Source organism: Sagittula salina (genome assembly GCF_017813235.1).
GTDB lineage: Bacteria > Pseudomonadota > Alphaproteobacteria > Rhodobacterales > Rhodobacteraceae > Sagittula > Sagittula salina.
Map to the genome: position 1 here is coordinate 27,556 of NZ_JAGISH010000020.1, position 19,561 is coordinate 47,116.

16 protein-coding genes are annotated in these 19,561 nt (G+C 64.0%); 4 read left to right on the plus strand and 12 right to left on the minus strand.

All coding sequences use genetic code 11. The features are described from left to right. Positions 1-25: 25 nt before the first annotated feature. The 9 genes from tssG to J5474_RS21205 all read right to left on the minus strand — a co-directional run bounded on the left by tssG (position 26) and on the right by J5474_RS21205 (position 11,328). Positions 26-2,149 (minus strand): type VI secretion system baseplate subunit TssG, encoded by a 2,124-nt coding sequence (gene tssG / locus J5474_RS23200; protein ID WP_209363834.1) that lies wholly within the window; start codon positions 2,147-2,149, stop codon positions 26-28. Further along, on the minus strand, positions 2,146-4,074 hold the full coding sequence (tssF, locus tag J5474_RS21170; protein ID WP_209363837.1) for a type VI secretion system baseplate subunit TssF: 1,929 nt from the start codon (positions 4,072-4,074) through the stop codon (positions 2,146-2,148). The genes tssG and tssF overlap by 4 nt, the downstream gene beginning before the upstream one ends. Continuing rightward, positions 4,071-4,676, minus strand: coding sequence for a type VI secretion system baseplate subunit TssE (gene tssE, locus J5474_RS21175; protein WP_245216632.1), 606 nt, complete (start codon positions 4,674-4,676; stop codon positions 4,071-4,073). The genes tssF and tssE overlap by 4 nt, the downstream gene beginning before the upstream one ends. 158 nt (positions 4,677-4,834) lie before the next feature. After that, positions 4,835-5,332: an Hcp family type VI secretion system effector gene (locus J5474_RS21180; protein ID WP_209363839.1), complete on the minus strand. Its 498-nt coding sequence runs from the start codon at positions 5,330-5,332 to the stop codon at positions 4,835-4,837. A 63-nt stretch (positions 5,333-5,395) separates the two neighbouring features. Further along, the gene (tssC, locus tag J5474_RS21185) at positions 5,396-6,898 is read right to left on the minus strand and encodes a type VI secretion system contractile sheath large subunit (RefSeq protein WP_209363841.1); all 1,503 of its coding nucleotides are present in this window, start codon (positions 6,896-6,898) and stop codon (positions 5,396-5,398) included. A gap of 23 nt (positions 6,899-6,921) precedes the next feature. Then, complete coding sequence (tssB, locus tag J5474_RS21190; protein ID WP_209363843.1) at positions 6,922-7,431, minus strand: type VI secretion system contractile sheath small subunit; 510 nt, start codon at positions 7,429-7,431, stop codon at positions 6,922-6,924. 133 nt (positions 7,432-7,564) lie between these two features. Beyond that, entirely contained in the window at positions 7,565-8,905 is a 1,341-nt protein-coding gene (locus J5474_RS21195; protein ID WP_209363846.1) for a type VI secretion system protein TssA, read from the minus strand. A 55-nt stretch (positions 8,906-8,960) separates the two neighbouring features. Then, complete coding sequence (tagH, locus tag J5474_RS21200) at positions 8,961-10,679, minus strand: type VI secretion system-associated FHA domain protein TagH (protein ID WP_245216635.1); 1,719 nt, start codon at positions 10,677-10,679, stop codon at positions 8,961-8,963. A 55-nt stretch (positions 10,680-10,734) separates the two neighbouring features. Further along, positions 10,735-11,328: a DUF6931 family protein gene (locus J5474_RS21205; RefSeq protein ID WP_209363850.1), complete on the minus strand. Its 594-nt coding sequence runs from the start codon at positions 11,326-11,328 to the stop codon at positions 10,735-10,737. Positions 11,329-11,958: 630 nt separating this feature from the next. On the opposite strand from J5474_RS21205, the gene J5474_RS21210 reads away from it, so the two are divergent. The 4 genes from J5474_RS21210 to J5474_RS21225 all read left to right on the plus strand — a co-directional run bounded on the left by J5474_RS21210 (position 11,959) and on the right by J5474_RS21225 (position 15,758). Beyond that, entirely contained in the window at positions 11,959-14,187 is a 2,229-nt protein-coding gene (locus J5474_RS21210; RefSeq protein ID WP_209363852.1) for a type VI secretion system Vgr family protein, read from the plus strand. Continuing rightward, positions 14,184-14,771 carry a DUF4123 domain-containing protein gene (locus tag J5474_RS21215; RefSeq protein ID WP_209363855.1) on the plus strand — a complete coding sequence of 196 codons (588 nt, stop codon included), beginning with the start codon at positions 14,184-14,186 and terminating at the stop codon, positions 14,769-14,771. The genes J5474_RS21210 and J5474_RS21215 overlap by 4 nt, the downstream gene beginning before the upstream one ends. A 15-nt stretch (positions 14,772-14,786) precedes the next feature. After that, entirely contained in the window at positions 14,787-15,131 is a 345-nt protein-coding gene (locus J5474_RS21220; protein ID WP_209363857.1) for a PAAR domain-containing protein, read from the plus strand. A 105-nt stretch (positions 15,132-15,236) separates the two neighbouring features. Next, entirely contained in the window at positions 15,237-15,758 is a 522-nt protein-coding gene (locus J5474_RS21225) for an invasion associated locus B family protein (protein WP_280842543.1), read from the plus strand. A 38-nt stretch (positions 15,759-15,796) separates the two neighbouring features. Here the strand turns inward: J5474_RS21225 and repC are convergent, their stop codons facing one another. From repC to repA, 3 genes are all read right to left on the minus strand, one after another. After that, entirely contained in the window at positions 15,797-17,017 is a 1,221-nt protein-coding gene (gene repC / locus J5474_RS21230; RefSeq protein ID WP_209363859.1) for a plasmid replication protein RepC, read from the minus strand. Between the two features lie 217 nt (positions 17,018-17,234). Continuing rightward, positions 17,235-18,209, minus strand: a complete 975-nt coding sequence (repB, locus tag J5474_RS21235; RefSeq protein WP_209363860.1) for a plasmid partitioning protein RepB — start codon at positions 18,207-18,209, stop codon at positions 17,235-17,237. An 11-nt stretch (positions 18,210-18,220) separates the two neighbouring features. Then, positions 18,221-19,426 (minus strand): plasmid partitioning protein RepA, encoded by a 1,206-nt coding sequence (gene repA, locus J5474_RS21240; RefSeq protein WP_209363861.1) that lies wholly within the window; start codon positions 19,424-19,426, stop codon positions 18,221-18,223. Positions 19,427-19,561 lie beyond the last annotated feature (135 nt).

The window sequence follows — 19,561 nt, forward strand, 5'->3', positions numbered from 1 at the left end:
TCGGGCCCCCCTGTTGCGAAGGCCGTCACGCGGCCTCCCTCTGGTCCCCCTTCGGGGGTAGAAGCTTGAATACCGTCACTTGCACCATCACGTCCGGGTCGCCCTTCGGCGGGCTGAGGCAGGCCATCCACCCCAGTTGGGCGGACACGCCCATCACCGCGGGCTGGATCTCGGTCTGAGGCAGCCAGATCACCACCTCGGTCTCGTAGGCTTCGCCGAGGTACCAGTGCACGAGGTCGCGCAGGTGGCCGTGGTCGTGCCCGCCCGGCAGAAGGTCGAAATAATGCGTGATGGAATGCACATAGAGATGCACACGGATCTTTTCGCCAACCGAGCGCACACGGGAGCCAAGGTGCATGTTCATCCCCATGCCGCAGGCCTGCATTCCCAGTTTTGACAGTGTGTCCGGCTCGAAATCAAGCCAGGTGGGCACCAGTTCCTCGATCTCCACGCGCAGCTTGCCGTCGAAGTGCAGTTGCAGCATCTGGCGCAACCGCGTGGGCGATTTCACCCGCCCGCCGGACAAACCGGCGTAACGTGCCTTCACCGTGTCGGAAAGCGCGTCCCGCCCCTGCATCGCCGGGGTGCCGTTACCGGTAAAGGACAGCATGTAGGCCTCGAAACGGTCGCCCTCCGCATGGTCGAACTGCGTGATCGCGCGGGCATCCGACCACGCGCGAAAAAACAGCTCCTGAAAGCGCGCGGTGAAAATGTCGACAAAGGCGACAAAGCTCGCATCGCCAGCGCGGAACCAGCGATGCACCTCCTCCGTCCAGTTCAGCGGAAAGGCCCCGTGCGGGCCGAAGAACCCCATGAACTGCGCGCGCACCACGGGGATGCTCTGGCTCGGGTCGTAGCGCGCCACCTCCGCATGCGGCATACCAAGGAACGGGTCCTGTCCCAGCTTCACCACCCGATCGTGCAGTCGGGTGTTCCTGCCGATGCGAGGCTTGCCCCCGGCACGGCGTTCGAGTTCGCGCAGGAGCACGAACAGCCCTTTCCCCAATGCCCGCCATTCCTGCTGCTCCAGCGGATCGAGACCGGGCGGCATCTCCGGTTCGAAGTCCAGTTCCTCCATGGCGAGGTCGTCGACCCGCGTGACGACCAGCTCGCGGAACGTCTCAAGCAGCGCATCATCAAGGAAGGCGTCGGTGGGATGGCGCAGCCGTTCGGTGGCATCGCGCAAAAGCGCGTCGCGGGCGGCGGGGGTCAGGCCCTTCGGCGCGCGGCGCGTGGCGCGGCGCAGGGCCTGTTCAAGCCCGTGGCCCAGCAACGCCTGCTCGGTCTTCTCCTGCGGTGACCAAAGGTCGCGCGGTACGAAACGCTGGATCGCGGTGGCGGTCTTGGGCCTGAGCGAGTCCGGCATGGCCGCAAAGGAGGGCAGGGGGGCGATGACGGTCTTGTCTTCATCCTCCTGCGGCGCCGGTGCGGGGGCCGGTGCGGGGGCCGGTGCGGGGGCTGGTGCCGGGTTCTCGTCAAACCAGTCGGCGGCGGCTTTCTCCACCGCTTGGGGCGGCATCGTCGGTGGGTCGAACCAGTCGAGCGGCGCACCGATCACGGTCCGGTCGTTCTCGTCCGCCTCAGTCTGAGACCCGGCCTGCGCTTCGGGCTGCGTCTCCGGGGATGTCTCCCGGGTCGCTGCGGCCTTCGGCACCGGGGCGCGCTGGATCGCGTTTTCCTCCGGCGTCGCGGGTGGCTCCCGCACATCGTGCGACGGGGTCGCGCCGGGCATCGGCAAGGGCTGCAGGACGGTGCGTTCCTCGGGTTCCTCCGCCACGGGCTCTGCCCCGCGGCGGGGCGCGGCGGTGTCGCCTGCGCCGCTTGGCGGGGCGGTTGTTGACCCGGGCATCGGCAGGGGCGCGCTCATGGTCCATTCATCGACCCTCTCGGCGGGCGCGGCTTTTGAGGCCTCCATTGCCGGCGGAGGCGCCGTCACCGGCAGGGCCGCCCCGAAAACGGTGCGCTCGCCGTCCTCCGCATCCGGGTTCTCCGGCTTGGTTTCCGACGATGCCTCCGCCTGCGGTTCCGGTGGGAGGGCTGCGCCGCCGTCCTTGCCTGTCTCCTTCGCCTTCGGCGCGGGTTCGCCGGGGTCGCTGTCCAGCCAGGACAGGACGGTCTTTTCGTCGTCATCCCAGCCGTCGGAACTCACAGCACCCGGCCCCCGCCCAGCCGTGGCGGCCAGGTTTTCAGATGGCCGCGCTGCAGCGTGCGCACGACTGTCTTGGTAAAGGAATTCACGCTCGCGTATTCCGCCAGGAACCGGTCCAGTACCGCCGCCAGCAGCATCACCCCCGACCCTTCAAAGGCGTCCTCGTCGAAGGTCAGCGTCACCTCCAGCCCGCGCGCGGTGTGAAAGCCCTCCGGGTGCGGAATGGAAGCCGGGACCTGCCGGGTCTCGACCTTTACCAGCCCGTCCACCTGCCCTTCGACAAAGCTGTCGGAGAGGTCCGCGAAAAGTCGCATCATCTCGCGCAGGGCGTCCGCCGCATCCGTACCGGTGCGCCCGAGGATACCATAACTGTTCAGCGTCAGATGCGAGATCAGCCGCCAGTATACATCGCCGGAGGTCGTCCGGTGCGCCGCGTTGTTTTCCAGATCCGCAAGCGAATCGCGCGGCGGCGTCGGGCCGTCGATACAGGCCAGCCGGATGCTCGATTCGTCGCAGAAGTAGAAATCCTCCTCCCCCTGCTTGATCGGCAGTTCCCCCGCGAGGTGCCGGTTGGAACACAGTCCCTTGACCTGAAGACGCTGCACACGGGCGTCGTCGGGCGGCTCGTAAAGCGTAAGAAAGGTTTCCGTCCCGCGATAGCGCGAGCGCGAAATGCCCTGCTTGCGCTCCTGCGCGGTGATGCGGCGCTTCTTCTTGCGGGTAGAGAAATAGATCGCGTGGCGCGGCGCGACCTTGTCACCGGGCAGGGCATATAGCGGGTAGACCCGCGTCTTGCCCTGCACGCCCTGGTAATGGGCGTAAACCTCGGTGATGCGATGGAATTCATAATGCGTCACCGGAGTCGACAGCGGCTGCACCACGTGTTCATGCGCTTTATCGTCGAGCCGGATGGGTGCCGCGCGTTCCTCGAACAGGTTCACGGCAGGCGCGCAATGCAGGCGGATATCGTCCTGGGACAGCTGTGCGGCCAGTTTCTGGCTCGACGTGTCGAATTCAAAGATCAGCTGCGCGCGTGAACCCGGCATCCGCTGCCAGATGTCGCGCAGCCCCGTGATGCGGAAACCGAGGAACTTGCGCGGGTAGATGAAGGCCTCCCGCAGCAGGGCAAAACCCTCGAACAGGCGGTCGTCATGCGGAAACAACCGTTCGTCACGGTCGAAACCCACCTGTTCCACCTGATGCGGGGCCAGCGTCTGGTAAACGTCGTCGCCCAGCGAATTCTGCCAGCGCAGGGTCAGTTTCACCCGATCGCAGAAAATCTGTTCGTAAAGCGCGATGGCCTCGTCCATCGGTGCGGCAAGGTGGAATTCCAGCGCATCCGCATGCAATTCCCCGATGGTTTCGCTGTCGTCGGTCTTGCCCGTCACGCCGAGCCGCGCGATGTCCAGCAACATGCCCGCCTGCACACCCTTTGCCGGTTCCGGGAGCACCGCGCCCACCTGCCCGGTACGCGACAGATACCGCACCTCCGCCACTGCCACCGGCCACAGCGACAGGGGCGCCGCCAGCGCGAACCGGCAGGAGACGCGTTTTTCGGCGTCGACGTAGCGCGCCTCCATGTAGTCGCCCGGGCGGAAATGCAGCCCCGCCGCGACCTTCGGATCCTCGAAGGGGGCAGCGGCGCGCACCATCATGACCGAAGGCGTCGGCTCCAGCACGCCGGGCATCAGCTGATCGAGAAGCTCGCGGGTGAAACCCCGGAATTCCTCTTGCATCTTCAGCTGCACCTTGGCGGCCAGAAAGGCGGAGCCTTCCAGCAGCGCCTGCGCCGTGGGGTCCATGTTTTCCTCGAGCAGGCCACCCAGCCGGTCGGCAAGCCCAGGATATTCCTGTGCGAATTCCCGGGCCCGTTCCTTCAGAAGGCCCAGTTCGCGGTTGTAGGCGTCTCTGAAGGCCTGTTTCACATCTGCACCCGAAGCTTGGACATGCGCATCTTGCCCGCGCCGAGGTCGACTTCCGCGTCGAAATCCATCGGGATATCGACGGGATCGCCCATCAGGTCGGCGGAGACATAAAGCTCCATGCGCTGATCCTTGCCGCCCTCCCCGCGTTTGACCGACACCTCGATGGAACCGGGTACAAGCCGCGGTTCGTAGTCGATCAGCGATTGCCGGATGGATTCCCGGATGGCATCGGAGTTCAGCTCGCGCAGGGTGACGCTGGACAGATCGCGAAAGCCGTAGTTCAGGATCGACTTTGCCACATGCGGGGCCTTGTGCAGAGGGTTGATCGCGTCCAGCCGGATGGTGTTCATAAGCGCGTTCAGGTCCGCCTCGATGTGGTGGCGCAGCTGCTGTTCGTTCACGCCCTCGCGGAAATCGATACGGCGGGTGACGGTGGTCTCACCGTCCTCCTTCTTCGCATCCTGCGTCGGGGCCGCGTGCTGTCGGCGGCGGCGGTCGTGGTGGTGGCTGCGGAAGATCTGCATGATCGAGACCTTGGCGCGGTCCTCCTTGCGCCAGACGCGGGTCACCTGCGTCGTCAGATCCGGATCTTCGGAAGTCATGTCACGCTCTCGATATGGGGTTCGAAAATAATTGGCTCAACAGGACGGGCGATGCGACCCCTTCGACGAAACGTAACGGCCATCTCCCGGATAATGATAGAAACATCTCGCGGAGGGCGTCGCCGCCCCCCGCGTTTGTCAGTGCTCGAAGCGTCGGATCAGGCGCTCCATTCCTTGTTCTCGGCGATCTCCCAACCGGCGGAGAATTCGCCGTCCGGCGCACCCTTCTGGTTCTGCTTGGTGTAGGTCACCTCGAACTTGCGGAAGTTCAGGGTGCCGCTTTCCTGCACGCGATCCAGACCGTCCTTCATGCCACCCGTGTTGTAGGACGTGATCATGATGTCCTTGAACTTGATCTGCATGTAGCTGATCGGCTTGCTGCCGCCGGCCTTGCGGACCACGAGGTGACCTTCGTCGATGTGTTCGCCCGAACAGCAGCGCTTGATCAGGTCATGCGATGACGCGTCAACGTATTTGGTAAAGGCGATGTCCGCCACGTCGACCTTGCCGCCGCCGCCGCCACCGCCCATGTGGGTCGTGCCGGACTGGGTCATCGCCCAGGACCAGGACAGGATGTCGATCCAGTCCTTGTGTTCGGTGTCCTGACACTCGCCCTTGATGCCGTTACCAAGTTTCAAAAAGCAATCAATTGCCATGGTTTCTCTCCTTCAGGCTCTCAATCTAGTCGTCTTGCGCAGCCCGCATCGCGCGGGCCGCAATCACTTCGCGGCCGGCAGTTTCGACACGAGGCTCATGCCGATATCCATGCCTTCCATCTGAAAATGCGGCTTGAGGAAGAACTTGCCGGTGTAATATCCGGGGTTCAGTTCGTCCTCGACCACCTCGACCTTTGCCCCTGCCAGCGGACGCTTCGCCTTTTCCAATTCCGTCGCGGTGTCAGGGTTACCCGTCACGTATTTGTTGATCCAGGTCTGCAGTTCGGTCTCCAATTGAGCCCGCGTCGGGCTCGTACCAATCTTGTCGCGCACCATCACCTTCAGGTAATGGGAGAAACGCGACACGGCGAAGATGTAGGGGATGCGCGAGGACATGTTGTCCGAGGCCGTAGCCAGGTCATCCACGTATTTCTTGGGCTTGTAGAGAGACTGCGCCCCGATGAAGGCGGCCTTGTCGGTATTCTGCCGGTGGATCAGGCCGATCAGGCCCGCCTTCGACAGTTCGCCTTCGCGGCGGTCGGTGATCGACACCTCCGTCGGGCACTTCATCTGCTTGTCACCGTCGCCGGTGTCAAAGACATGGGTCGGCAGGTTGGTCACCTCGCCACCCGACGTCACGCCACGGATGCGCACCGTCCAGCCGTGCTCCTTGAACGCGCGGTTGATGTTCGTGGCCATGGCATGCGCCGCGTTCATCCACGAATACATCTGACCGCCATGGCCGTCGGTCTCCTCGCGGAAATCGAACTCTTCCACCACGGAGGTGGAGCCCGGCCCGTAGGGTTCCCGCGCCAGCGCGCGCGGCAGGGTCAGCGCGATGAAGCGCGAGACCTCGGAATCCCGCAGGCTGTTCCACTGCGCGTATTCCGCATTTTCGAACATCTCCGACAGGTCCGGCGGCACGGCGATTTCGTTCCAGTTGTCCATGCCCAGCAGGTTGGGCGACGCACCGGAAATGAAGGGCGCCAGCGACGCCTCCGCAATGCGGCCCATGAAACGCAGGATGTTCACGTCCGATGAAGAATGGTCGAAGTGATAGTCCCCCACGAGGCAGCCAAAGGGCTTGCCGCCCAGCGTGCCCAGCTGCTGTTCGTAGACCATCTGGAAGATCGGCGACTGTTCCCACTTGTTCTTGGGATAGCGCCGGGTCATCGCCGCCAGTTCGCTCTTGGAGATGTTGAGTACCTTCACCTGCAGCGAGGCGTCGGTTTCGGCGTTGTTCAGCGTGTAGGCCAGACCGCGCCACTGGCTTTCGAACTGCTGGAATTCCTCCTGGTGGAGGATCGCGTTCATCTGGTCCGACAGCTTCTTGTCGAGCTTGGCCAGCATCGCGTCCAGCGTGTCGATCACGTCATCTTCGATGACGGTCTGATCGTCCAGCGCCTCGCGCACCAGCGTCACCAGCGCGTTGTCGACCTCCCGCTCCGCCACGTCGGTGCGCGGTTTGATGGTCTGCTTCAGGATGTCGGAGAATTCCGACAGTTCGTTGACAGACTCGGCGACCGCGCCGGCGCCCTGCTGTTCGAGTTGTGCATCGTTAGCCATGATTTTGTCCCCGTGCGCCGCGCTTAATCATCGTTCTTGTCGGATCCGGCCTGCTGGCCCAGTGCGGCCAGCAGTTCGGGGTCGGACAGGAGCTTCTTGATGTGCTCCTGCGCCTTCGGCTTGGACGCCATGTAGCGCTGCAGCGAAGCCAGCTGTTCGCGCGCCTCCAGCAGCTTCTTCATTGCCGGAACCTGCCGGGCGATGGCCGCCGGCTCCAGGTCGTCCATGGAGTGGAACTTCAGATCCACGCCCATCTTGCCCCCGTCGGGGTCAAGCGTATTGTCCACCATGAATGACATGCCGGGCTCGATCGACGCCATGTAATCGTCAAGCGTGTCCTTGGTGACGCCGGTGAAGGTGCGTTCGGTGACGTCCTCCTTTTCGACACCCGGGTTGTTGCCGGAGAGATCGGACATCATGCCCATGACAAAGGGCAGTTCGACCATCTTCTCGCTGTCGTAGGGATCCTGATACTGGATCGAAACCCGGGGCGGGCGATTGCGTTTGATATAACCGGAACCTGAATCGGACATTTGAAAATACTCCCTGAGCTCATTGTGCCGCGCAGCAAATTTCTGAGGAAAATAAAGCCGCCCGGATGACGTAAAGTCAATAATCTAGGTGTACCGAGAAACCCTACTTGAACAACCGGACGGGTATCCCTACCTAGTCCTCTTCCTTCGGGATGAGTTCTTCGATGATAGACTGAAAATCCCTGTCAAGATAGCTCCTTGCACGGGCAAGCAGCGTCGGAATCGGGGAAGACCGTTCGACTTTTCTGAAATATTCCTCCACCGAACGGATGGCGACGGCCGCCTCGCCGGGTCCGGTAATCCTGACCTCGGGACCGGGGTCAGGATCGGGCAGCGCCTCCTCGGGTTCGTCTCCGACGTCCTCCGTCAGTGCCCTGAGCCGGGCGATTCCCAAAAGAAACCCTGTCGCAGGGCTGAATTTGACCTGCGCTTCCTCCACGTGTTCGGGCAGCAGGGTTTCCAGCGCCTCCAGCAGCGGCTTGCCGATCAGGCTGCGCGCCTGTGTCACCATGAGCAGCGTCGCGGAGGACGGCTCGTAACGTCGGTAGTAGCTTTCACAGCCCTCCAGCAGGCGGCGCGCGTGCAGATGGCTGACGACCTCCGTGCCGCCGCCCGCCTTTGCCGCCAGGGCGGCGGCAGACGGACCCGCGCCGCCGCCCTCCGCGGCCTCCTCGCCCTCGTCCTCCCCGACCGCCTCCTCCGCCACGCTTGCCGCCGACATCAGGTCCGACCGGGCGTCCGTGATCGCGGCAATCATCTCCTCCACCACCGGGCCAAAGCGAGAGAAATCCGGCGAGAACTTCGCCACCGCGCTTTTCTCGCAGGCCGCCTTGATCCGTCCCTGCGCCTCGCGCAACGCCAGCAACTGGTCCAGCATCTTCTCGACCGGCTTGGCGTTTGAGGCAGAGGCTAGCGCGTCCAGGATCTGCGCCTGTTGCAGATCGTCTTCCGATTGCAGCGGCGACAGTTCTCCCCGCGCCACCTTCAGCTTGCGCAGGCTGGCGTCCCCGGTCGGCGTCAGCGGCGTGAAGTACAGCGGTTGGATCACCGTGTTGATGTCATTGAGATCGTTGATCGTGCCGCGCCGGTCGCCGCTGTCGGTGGGGTGCACCTCCGCATCGAAACTCTCCAGCAAACCCGCGATCCACTGGATGCACTCGACAAACTTCGGCATGCTGCCGGACAGCAGCGCCCATTGTGCCCGCAGCACCACCAGCCGCAGGTCTCGCGACCGCTCCAGCAACGGATCGAGCAGACCGCATTCCTCGCGGAAATTCACCGTCTTGGCGTCAAAGAACTGGTCGGGCGTCATCGACCCGTCCGGCTTTTCCACGCCGGGGCGGAAAAACCATTCCGGCAGCTCGCCCATGCGGTCGAAATAGGCTTCGTCATAGGCCGGATCGCCCGCCGGTTCGAGATCGGGGCCGCAGGGCTCCTCCTCCGAAACCGGCGTCAGCAGCTTTTCAAGATCCATCAATGTGCTCCGTCAAAAAGAACGCCCCGGGCAATGCCGGGGCGCGTCGTCGAAATCAGCTCTTGTTTGCCTCCGCATAAGCGCGGGCGAAGGCCTGCAGGAAAGCATCGAGAATACCATGCTCCCCTGCCTGCGCCTTCTGGTCCCAGCGCTCCACATAGGTCGGCCACTGCTTGCCCGACCGCTTGCCCAGAAGGTTCGACCCGGTGCTTTCGCAGGCGGCCTCGATCTCTTCGGGAGACAGGCCGCGAAAGACCTCCGCCAGCGCGGGTTGCAGCGCCCGGAACACTGCCTCCTGATGCTGGCGAATGTCGCCGAGCGCGTCCTTGAACGCCTCCGATCCGGTCATGAAGCCATCGCGCGGGCTGACGAACATCAGCTCAAGCGCCTGCTGGCTGTCGGGCATGAACTTCATCGGGTTGTTGGCGTTGGCCGACAGCATGGTGCGCACGCCGCCACGGGTGAAATTCTTCACATCGGCGCGGGCCTTCAGCATATGCATGGATTCTTCGGTGGCAACGCGCACGCAACGGCCCAGCATGTGCATCAGCTGCACCGCCTGCTCCGGCTTCACCGATTTCGGGTCGAGCCCGGCACCCTCGCAAAAGGCGCGCAGGGCCGGACCCACGTCACCGCCGCGCGGCCCATCCGCCGGGGCACCCACCGGAGCCTGCGGCGCCGCCTCGGGCTGATACTGTGGCAGCTGTGGCGGCTGGGGCGGGGCGGGCGGCGGCCCCGGCGGAACCGGGCGCGGCATCGGAATCGCATTGGGCTGCGGCGCGGGGGGCGGGGCCACCCGACCCTCGGGGTTCTCCGGCGCGCCGAAAGCGGGCGCGAAACCCTGCGGATCAGGCCCCGAACCGCCCGTCCCCGGCATCGCGCCCGGATCGTGCCCCATGCCGGGGACGACTCCGGTGCCCACGCCTGAACCCGCCCCGGCAGGCGGCCCAGACGATGGCGCAGGCACCGCTTCGGGCGCGACAGGGTCGGGTGCGTAGGACACCGGGGCCTCGGCTTCGTCCTGCCCCAGCGTCGGGGTATAGGGCACCTCCGCCGACGGCGGCGCGGACGGGCGCGGCTGCGGCGCGGGGCGCGACGCCTCCGGCAAGGGCGTGGCGGGCGGCGTCTCATCCGGCTCCTGCCCCAGCGTAGGCACGTAGGCAACAAAAGGTTCTTCGCTCGGCCCCGGCACCTGCTGCTGCGGTTGCGGCGGCAGGGGCTGGCCCCAACCGGTGGGCGTCTGGATACCGCCTGTCCCACTCCCTGCGCCAGCCATCGGCAATTGCAGCGAGGTCTCCGTCTTCATGCCGCCAGCGGGGCGCTGCACCTGCACGAAACCGTCGTTCAGCGCGTCCAGCCCGGCGCCCCCGCGCCCACCGGACACCGGCTGCATCCCCGTCGGATCAAAGGCCCCCCAGGGGTCATCCTGGGCCACCGGCGGCTGCGACGCAGCCCCGACGCGCTGCAGCGTGACACCGACAATGTAATGCCCGACGATCAGCCGCTCGCCGCCCTTCAGATGCAGCCGCCCCTCAAGCCGGTGGCGCTGGCCATCGACAAAGGTGCCATTCATCGAAACGTCGGTCAGATAATATTCACCGTCTTCAAAGGTGATGTCGAAGTGATGCCCCGAGATCATCTTGGACGGATCGGGCAGCGACCAGTCCATCGACGCCCGGCGACCGACGCTTGCGCTACGGCCGTCCAGCTGCAGCGAAGTGGGACCGCCATTTTCCAGCTGATCGAAGTTCTCGATTCGCAATAGAAGTGTCATCGCGCTCAATAAACCAGTCTTGCCTGCCCCGAACCAGCGGGGTTTCGGTAAAATTTCAGAAAGGGCGGAACAGCGCGGCGGCCTGGTCGATGAACCGCGCCAGCCGCACCGGCCGCTGGCTCAGCTCGGCGCGGGCGAGGCTGGAGAGCACCGCCGAGTTGATCGCCCGCGGTGCCCGGTGTACCGGCACGGCGGCGCTGTCGTTGGGTGCGATCGGCCCGCCGGACCAGCCCACCGCCAACCCGAGGAACACCGCCGGCGTGCGCACCGGCGCATAGAGTGCGCGGTTCATCACCCGATAGCGGTTCTCGTTGTCGGAGTAGCTGCACCAGTTCGCCACCATCTCCATCAGTTCCCGGTCAGAGGCCGTCATGTCATCCGATGCCACCCGCAGGCATTCGTAGGCCCACCAGATCGCCATGGCCGGGACGGCGGCAAAGGCGGTGAAGGTCACGGCCTCCTCCGGCGTGGTCGATCCTGCCAGCCGGTCGAGATATTCGATGTTGTCCTCGTCGTCGCGGGGGCGATGCTGGGTCATCTGCTTGACCTGCGGCATCTCCGAGTACAATTCGAAGGGTGTTTCGTAGCGCAGCGCCGACATCGGCGGCTGCGTCTTGTCCTCGGTGATATCCTGCACGTCGTTTGCCATGATTCGACTTTTCCCCTTGGGCGACGTGCGGTCAAGTGGGGAGATGCGCCATTGCTGCCGCAGGGGCAACCCGCATCGTGCAGGACACATGACACGCGTAATGCGATTTATGGTAAGACTCGGCGGCCATGCCGCCTCGGCCGCCATAAAACGACCGAAAACGCCCGCGAATTCCCCGACCGTTTTCTGCCGGATTCCTTCATCAGGCGTCAGGGTCCATCGGCAATTGCAAAAGGACGTACCCCCGTGCCGTGGCGAAGGCAGCTATTCCGCCTGCCCGGTCGGACGGCTCCCCGACACGCCGGGAGAGGCAATCCGCCCCTTCGTTTCTCCGTGTCTCAAATACTCCGGGGGGAGGCCCGCAGGGCCGGGGGGCGGTGCCCCCTGCCCCATCGCGCGGGATCGTCTGCGCCTCGGCCCGCGCGCGGCGACGCCGCCCGCAGGGGGAAAGGCACGGAAATAATGACTTCCTATGCGGCGGCGCCTGGTCCTATGCTGCCCCATATCGACGCTATTTTGCATCGGGTCGTCTGAACGCTGCGGGTTTGACGTTGCGTTAAGGGCGGACTGCGGTAGTTTCACTTTGGATTTGATCAGGTTCGAACGATGGCTTTGAAACAAGATCTCCGCATGGGGAAGTTGTCGACCGTGCTGGGCAAGGATGTCCTTGTCCTGCAGCGGTTCGAAGGCACCGACCGCATGAACGGGCTGTTCGACTACCGGGTGTCCTGCCTTGCGGCGCAGGACTCGGATGTCGATTTCGATCAGCTGATGGGCACGCACGCCACGGTTACGCTGAAGGGGCAGGACGGCTCCGACCGGCATTTCGACGGGCTGGTGACCGAGGGTCGCTGGCTGGGATCAGGCGACAACGGGCAGCGTTTCGAACTGCGGCTTCAACCTTGGTTCTGGCTGGCAACTATGCGGCGCAACCAGCGGATTTTTCACGAAAAAAACGTGATCGACATCCTCAACGAGGTGTTGGCCGCCTACGCCGCGGCGGGTACGCTGCAGGTCGACACCAGCGGCCAATACCCGACGCTGGAATATACCGTTCAGTACAATGAGAGCGATTTCAACTTCTGCTGCCGGATGATGGAGCGGCACGGGATCAGCTATCACTTCGCCTTCAGCGAGGGCGGCCACGACATGGTGCTGACCGATGGTGTCGAGGCGCATGAGAACGTCGGCAGTTTCCCGGTGAAGCCCTACGTCGGCCATCATCAGGAGGACACGGAACACCTGTGGGAATGGCGGCCGGGCCGGCGCATGGCGACGGGCGCGATCCGCATGACGGATTACAACTTCAAGACGCCCACCGTGGTCATGGAGAAGGATCAGACCGGCACCGCCAGCTACGAACACGGCCAGGTCGAGAGCTTTGACTGGCCGGGCGACTACCTCGACCCCGGACGCGGGATCGAAATGGTTCAGCTTGGGCTGAAGCGCGAGGGCGGCCGCGACAAGCGGTATCAGGGGATGGGCGACATCTCCAACCTCGTGTCCGGCAAGAAGATGACCGTCTCGGGCGACAGCGACCCGGTGCCGGGCAAAGGCGCAGAATACCTCTGCCTTGTGTCGCAGCACAGCTATACATCGGACAACTACGGGTCGGGCGGGTCCTCGGGGGACGATTTCGCCTATACCGGGCGCTATACGTTCCTGCCCGTCGAGGCGCCCATGATCCCGGAGAAGAAAACCCCCCGGGCCGACGTGCGCGGACCGATGACGGCGAAGGTCGTGGGGGCCGACCGCGAGGAGATCGACTGCGACGAATACGGCCGCATCCTCGTGCAGTTCCACTGGGACCTTTCCGACGCGCGTTCCATGCGGTGCCGCGTGGCACAGAACTGGAGCGGCGGCACATGGGGCGGCATGATCATCCCGCGCATCGGCATGGAAGTGCTGGTTGAATTCCTCGACGGCGATCCGGACAAACCGCTGGTCACCGGCTGCGTCTACAACGGCAAGAACATGCCAGCCTACCCCCTGCCCGCCAACAAGACCAAGTCCGTGTTCCGCACCGACAGCCACAAGGCAAAGGGTTTCAACGAATTGGTCTTCGAAGACGAGTCCCCCGATGAACACATCGCCTTCAAGGCGCAGAAGGATATGTCGCGGCTGGTGCTCAACAACTCCATCAGCCGAGTAAAGAACGACGATATCGAGAACGTTGGCCGCAACAAGCTTTTCGAGGTGCGCAATTCCTTTGCGCTGGACGCGGGCAAATCCGTCACCATCACCGCGGGACAGGTCGGGCCGGACGTCAGTTCGGCGATGGCGCGAACCAGCGGGTTGCGCGGGATCGCCGGGACGCACCCCCTTGCGGTGCATGGTGGTTTCGGGCGGACCGGCCTTTTGAAAGCGGACGAGACCGGCGCGGATGCGAACCACGCCATGCGCAACGCGGGCAAGGAATACGGCGACGCGGCACAAGACCTGTCGGAGGCGGGGATGCTTGAACTTCTGGCGGTCAATTATCGGCAGGACGTCACCGGCATGGATTCCCACGAGGTCGTCGGCAGGGACAAGCTGGCCGCAATCGGCGGTGATATGGTGCACGAGGTCGGTGGCGACGTCGAACTGGTCACCAACCGCAAGGTCGATATCAACGCGATGGGTAATTTCATCAGCAATGCCATGTCACACACGATGGTATCCGCGACGAAGTTCACCATCGCGACCCCGGGCGCAAAGCTCGAGCTGGGACCGACGGGGCTGACGATCTCCGCGATGACGGTGAAGGTTCAGAGCGCCTCGGTGGATTTCAACATGGGCGCGGGTGGCCAGGCGGCGCAATTGAAAGGCACTTCGGCCTTTGTTGCCGGTGCCAGCGCACTACTGGGGCCGCAAGTATGAACGAGATCGTGACACATGAATCGGATCCGGCCCGGAGCGTAAACGACGCCCTGATGGGGGCGCTGGCAAAGGCCTGCGCGACGGGTCAGGAATGCTACCTCCTGATCGACGCCAGCAAATCGCATGAAATACAGTACATGATCGAGGGACTTACCGACGACGCGCTGTGCCTGTTCGACGGGGAGGTCTTCGAGGAGTTGTCCGCCTACGCCCCCTGGCTGGTGCCCCTGTCGGGGGCGGGCTCCGACGTGTTCAAATGGTTCATGAAAAAGGGGTGGGGCAAGGATTGGGGCCTGTTCCTGATTTCGGACGCGGACCCAGTGCGGGTGAAAGCCTCCCTCCGGCGGTCGCTCCGCGTGAACACCGAAGACGGGCGTGAACTGTTCTTCAAGTTTTACCGCCCGAGCGTGTTCAATCTGTACATGCCGGCGATGGATCCGCTGCAGGTGACGCAAGTCATGCAGAATCTCGCGCAGGTCTGGACGGAGGATGAAAAGGACCCTGCCCTGATCCATCGCTACGCCGTTCGCGGGTCGTCCCTTCGGCGCGCGGACCTGACGCTGAAACTGGTCGAAGACGTCTGAACGGAGGGCGATAACATGGGACAACCCGTCTGCTGCCTTGGCGACATGCACCTGTGCAACATGACCGTGCCACCGACGCCGGTGAGTCCGGGGATGAAGCATTTTGGCGGCCCAGTGGTCGTGCCCGGCCAGTTCCATGTGCGCATCATGGGGCGCCCTGTCGCGGTGGTTTCTGGCCTGACTACCTGCATGGTTCAGGTCCTGCCGCCTGCCGCCCCGCCAGTGCCGATGCCGGACCCGATGGTGAAGGGCTCGATGATCGTGCGGATCAATGGTCTGCCCGTCATGCGGATTACCGACCTGTGTTCTCATGGTGGACAGATGCAGACCGGCAACCCCCTCGTGAAGATCGCCTTGTAGCCGGACATTGAAACCAGCCTCAGAGTTGACAGCTGTCAACCTCGCGGGTCACCCTGTCATCGCCGCCTGCTTTGGGCGGCGTTTCAATGCATTGAGGTCCGGATCATGTTTCATCGAGCGCTTGCCCTAGTCACCGCCCTGCCCGCCTGGCTTGCTGTTGCCGGCTCCCCTGCCCTTGCGCAGGATGTGAGCAACCGACAGAGCTTCGGCGCCTGGACCGTGGCTTGTGAGGCGCTTGGCATGAACCGCACCGCGTGCGTGTTGAACCAGACCCTGAGCCGTGACACCGATCAGGCATTCATTGCGCAGATGATGGCTTTCTGGTCAGCGGACGGGCAAAAGATGTACCTCGCCGCGCGGGTGCCCATGGGCGCCTACCTCCCCTCCGGTTTCGCCATTCGTGCCGAGGCAAAGGACGAGGCCGTGCCCTTCGTATGGCAGTCCTGTCAGGGCAAGATCTGCGAGGCCATGCGTGAGGTCGACAGCGAGATGCTGGACGAACTTGAACTCGACAACGGTGCGGTTCTCGGCAGCTTCCGCCCCCGGCTGGGAATGGATCCGATCGTGTTCCGTTTCTCCATGGAGGGCTTGCGTGAAGGGCTTGCGGCCCTGCACCCGTCTGAGTGATCTCCTATGGCGTGTCCCGCAGGTGACAGCGGGCAGGATCAAGCCGCCTGCCCCGCCTTTGTATTCAACAACGCCATCACCATCGGGCCAGTGGAAAACGCCCCGTTCGCGGCCTTGAGCGTCAGGCTACGGAGATAGGCGCCGGGGGATTGGATCTGCCCGGCCCGCTGTACCATGCAGGCCAACGTAACGGCTGCGTCACAGGCTCCCATCACCCGGAGAGCGCTGCGCCACACCGTCCCGTCGATGCCGAGCATTCGGTGCAGCCGTTCTCCGGCGGCAATCAGGTCGGGCCAGTCCTTGATGGAGCCCGGACTGAAAGACGCTATATCGGGGCAGGCTGTCAGGATGAGAGGCAGGGGGACCGGTGGTATCTTGGCTCTGGGCTTGTCAATCACGTGCTCTTGCACGTGGTGTTCACAGCCGGGTTCAGATTCAAGGTTATCTTTATCTGAATTCTGTAGGTGCCGCTCATTTTCGGCGTCCCTGCCGCTCACTTTCACCGTGTCAATCTGTGGTCTCACTGCGTTTTCCACCGTTTCGTCTGCTGACGTAAGGGCGCTTGTGACCGCTTCCAGAACGTCGCGGGTCGCGGTTTCCAGTGCCGCGAGGTTATTCCTGTCGAGCTTGCGCCGGAGGGCACGCTGGATCAGTCGCAGGGCATCGTCCCAAGCGTCCCATGTTCCCGGCAGCCCCGCGTCGCGCCCATGGAGGAGAAGCTTCACCGCATCGCGGCAGGCGAGAACCACACGCTCCCGCAAAAGGCGTAATGTCTCGGCCTCCGCTTGCGCGCTTTCCGCTGCGGTAACGATTTCAGGCGCGCGGACCAGTAGCGGCCGGAGGTCAAAGCCAAAGGCGGAAATGACCTCGCCTGCCCGGTTCCGCCGCGCGTAGCGCTTGCCGTTCGGGCTGTCATGGCGGCAGATCAGCCCGGTCTTCACCAGCGCAGCCAGATGTCGGCGTAGCGTGCTTTCTGCCATGCCATGCGCCCTTTCGGCAAGCACGCGGTTCGATGGGTAGACCACGAGCGCGGCGTCATCCTCCAGCCGATCCGCCGGCAGAAACGTGAGTAGCGCGTTCAGCACGGTCAAATCGCGGTCGCTCACGCCCCAGGCCAGCCGTCCGGTACGGAGTGCGCGGAAGATTTCCCACTTACCTACGCTTTTCCACTCGGCGGGCGCACAGGCCGCCGCTTGCGATGCCAGCAGCCCAGCCGTCATCGCCTGCCGCCCAAAGGGCGTCACTGTCAATCTTTCCATGATCCTGTCACGGGACAAATCGCAAAAGATTTCCCGCCCGCCGAATCGGCAGCTGTTGACAGCTGTCAACTTGCCCGGCTATCCTGAGATTGCTACATCAGAGGGAAGCCTTCCGGGACTGCGTCTTGGGGGGCTTTTCTTTTACTGTCTGCCTTCGCGTGCCTCCTTTTCCACTGCTCTTCCTGTCAGACCTCCACCGCTGGGGCAGGGGCCTCGCTCACTCCGCGCTATCGTCCTTGCGGGACTTGTAGTCGCGAAAAATTTCTTCGAGGTTCTGCTCAAGCCAGAGGTCGAACCCCTCCGCGTTCTTCACCTGAACCTCGATCTTCATGCGCTCCTTGCCGCGGGTCACCTTTGCCAGAAGCTTCCCCGGCGCAGCCTGATGGAATGTCTGCAGCGGCTTCACGGCCTTCGGCGCGGCGGTGACGCGGCCGGTATGGTGCTTTTCCATCCAGGCCATCAGGGCGTCGAACCGCGCGTCAGAGGTGGGCGCGTCCATCGATTCCACCATGCGCACGCCGGTCACCTCGTCCCAGCCAGTCGCCTCCCAGGCCCTGGCGAAGGCCAGCCAGCGGTCGCGCCCGATGCCCGGTGCCGCTCCGATGCGTTCGATGACCGAGACGGGGACCGTATCCGCCACAGAAAGCATCCGGGAAATCAATGTCTTGTCGGTAGACAGAGCATCCGCGATTGCCTTCCGTTCGTAGCCCGCCGCGACCATCTGGCGCGCGAAATTCACCCGCTCGATAAAGGAAAGATCGCGCCGGGCAGAGTTCTCCTGCCCCTGCGCCATGATCGCCGCCGCGTCGTCGAGATCGCGGATCAGCGCCTTTACCGGCAGGCCGAGGTCGCGCAGCGCGGCCACGCGCCGCCGCCCGTAGACGATCTGGTAGGTGCCTTCCTCTTCCGGGTCGGGGCGTACCAGAACCGGCACCTGTTGACCGTATTCGCTGAGCGAGGCCATCAGCGCACGGTGCGAGGCCTCGTCCTGTTCCAGCCGGTCTTCCAGGCCGCCTGCCCGGATCGCATCGGCGGCCAGTTCCATGACAGAGCGCGCCTTCAATTCCGCGATCTGCTGGCTGACCGCACCGATGGCGCCCTTGGAATAGCGCGGCTCCGCGCGGGGCTTTTCCTCCGAAGACGCTGCCTTGGCTTCGTCCATCAGCCCGGCCAAAAGGTTCTTGCGTGCCATCGTCCCCTCCTTCAGCGACCCCAGGCCGCCTGAATCAGCCCTTCGATCTCCTCGTTGACCAGGTTCAGGCTTTCCATTGCCCGGTCGTAGGTCGCCCGCGTGAACTGGCTGCGCTCGACCTCGTACAGCGTCTGTTTCGTCAGCCCCGCGTCGGAAATTGCGGTGGATTTCAGCACCGGGTGGTTCAGAACGTGCTCCCCGAACATGGCGCGCATGAAGCTGACCATCTGGTTCTGCGGCCCGTCGCCGGGTTCGTAGCGGGTCACCACGTAGCGCAGCCAGTCGTAGGACATGTCGCCGCCCGCCTCGGCCACCACGCCCAGCAGGTTCGAGGTCATCAGCAGGAACTGGCACATGGACATGACATCGAGCATCTGCGGATGCACCGTCACCAGAACCGCCGTTGCCGCAGACAGCGCCGACATGGTTAGGAAGCCCAGCTGCGGCGGGCAGTCAAAGACCACGACGTCGTAATCGTCCGCCACTTCCGCCAGCTTGTTGCCGACACGGGTAAAGAACATCTCGCCGCCGCCACCGACCAGTGCGCGCGGGGTTTCGTGCTCGAACTCCATGAGGTCGAGGTTGCCCGGCACGATATCGAGGTTGGGGAAATACGTCTTCTGGATCACCGCGCTCAACGGCACCGGGTCGTCGTAGCGGATTGCGTCATACAGCGTGCCACCATCGAGCAGGTCGAACTCCGGCTGGTAACCGTGTAACGCCGACAGCGATGCCTGCGGGTCAAGGTCCACCACCAGCGTGCGGTAGCCGTCCAGCGCCAGTTTCTGCGCCAGGTGTGCGGCGGTGGTGGTCTTGCCCGAGCCGCCCTTGAAATTGATGACAGAGATTACCTGAAGGTGGTCGGGGGACCCTTCCCGGCTTCCGGTGGCGGAGACCCTGCGCCCCGGCAGATAGGTTCCCGGTGCCTTGGCGCCTTTTTCCAGCAGGTGCCGCAGATCGAGGATTTCCTGCGGGGAATACAGCCTGCGCCCGCCCGGGCCGGTCTCGGGCTGCGGGCCCTTGCCGTCGAGGCTGAGTTTACGGAGGTAGGCGTCCTTTACGCCCAGCAGCTTGGCGACCTCACCGGAGGTGAACTTGCGCAGCGACTTGCGCGCGTGCGGCGGGAACAGCTGTTCCCGATGCGCCTGAAGCCGTTCCGACAGCTTCTGTGCGTGATCGCCGACCAGAAGGTCGATCCTCTGCTTGACGTGTGCCACCGCCCTCTGCCCTCATTCGTGCCGCGCCGCCATCTGGCTGGATGCTTTGTTGCCGGAAGCTCCGAGGCTGCCATGATAACCGCCATGATAGCCACCTGCGCATTCAGCTCCAGAACCCAGCGCCCCGTCCGGCGG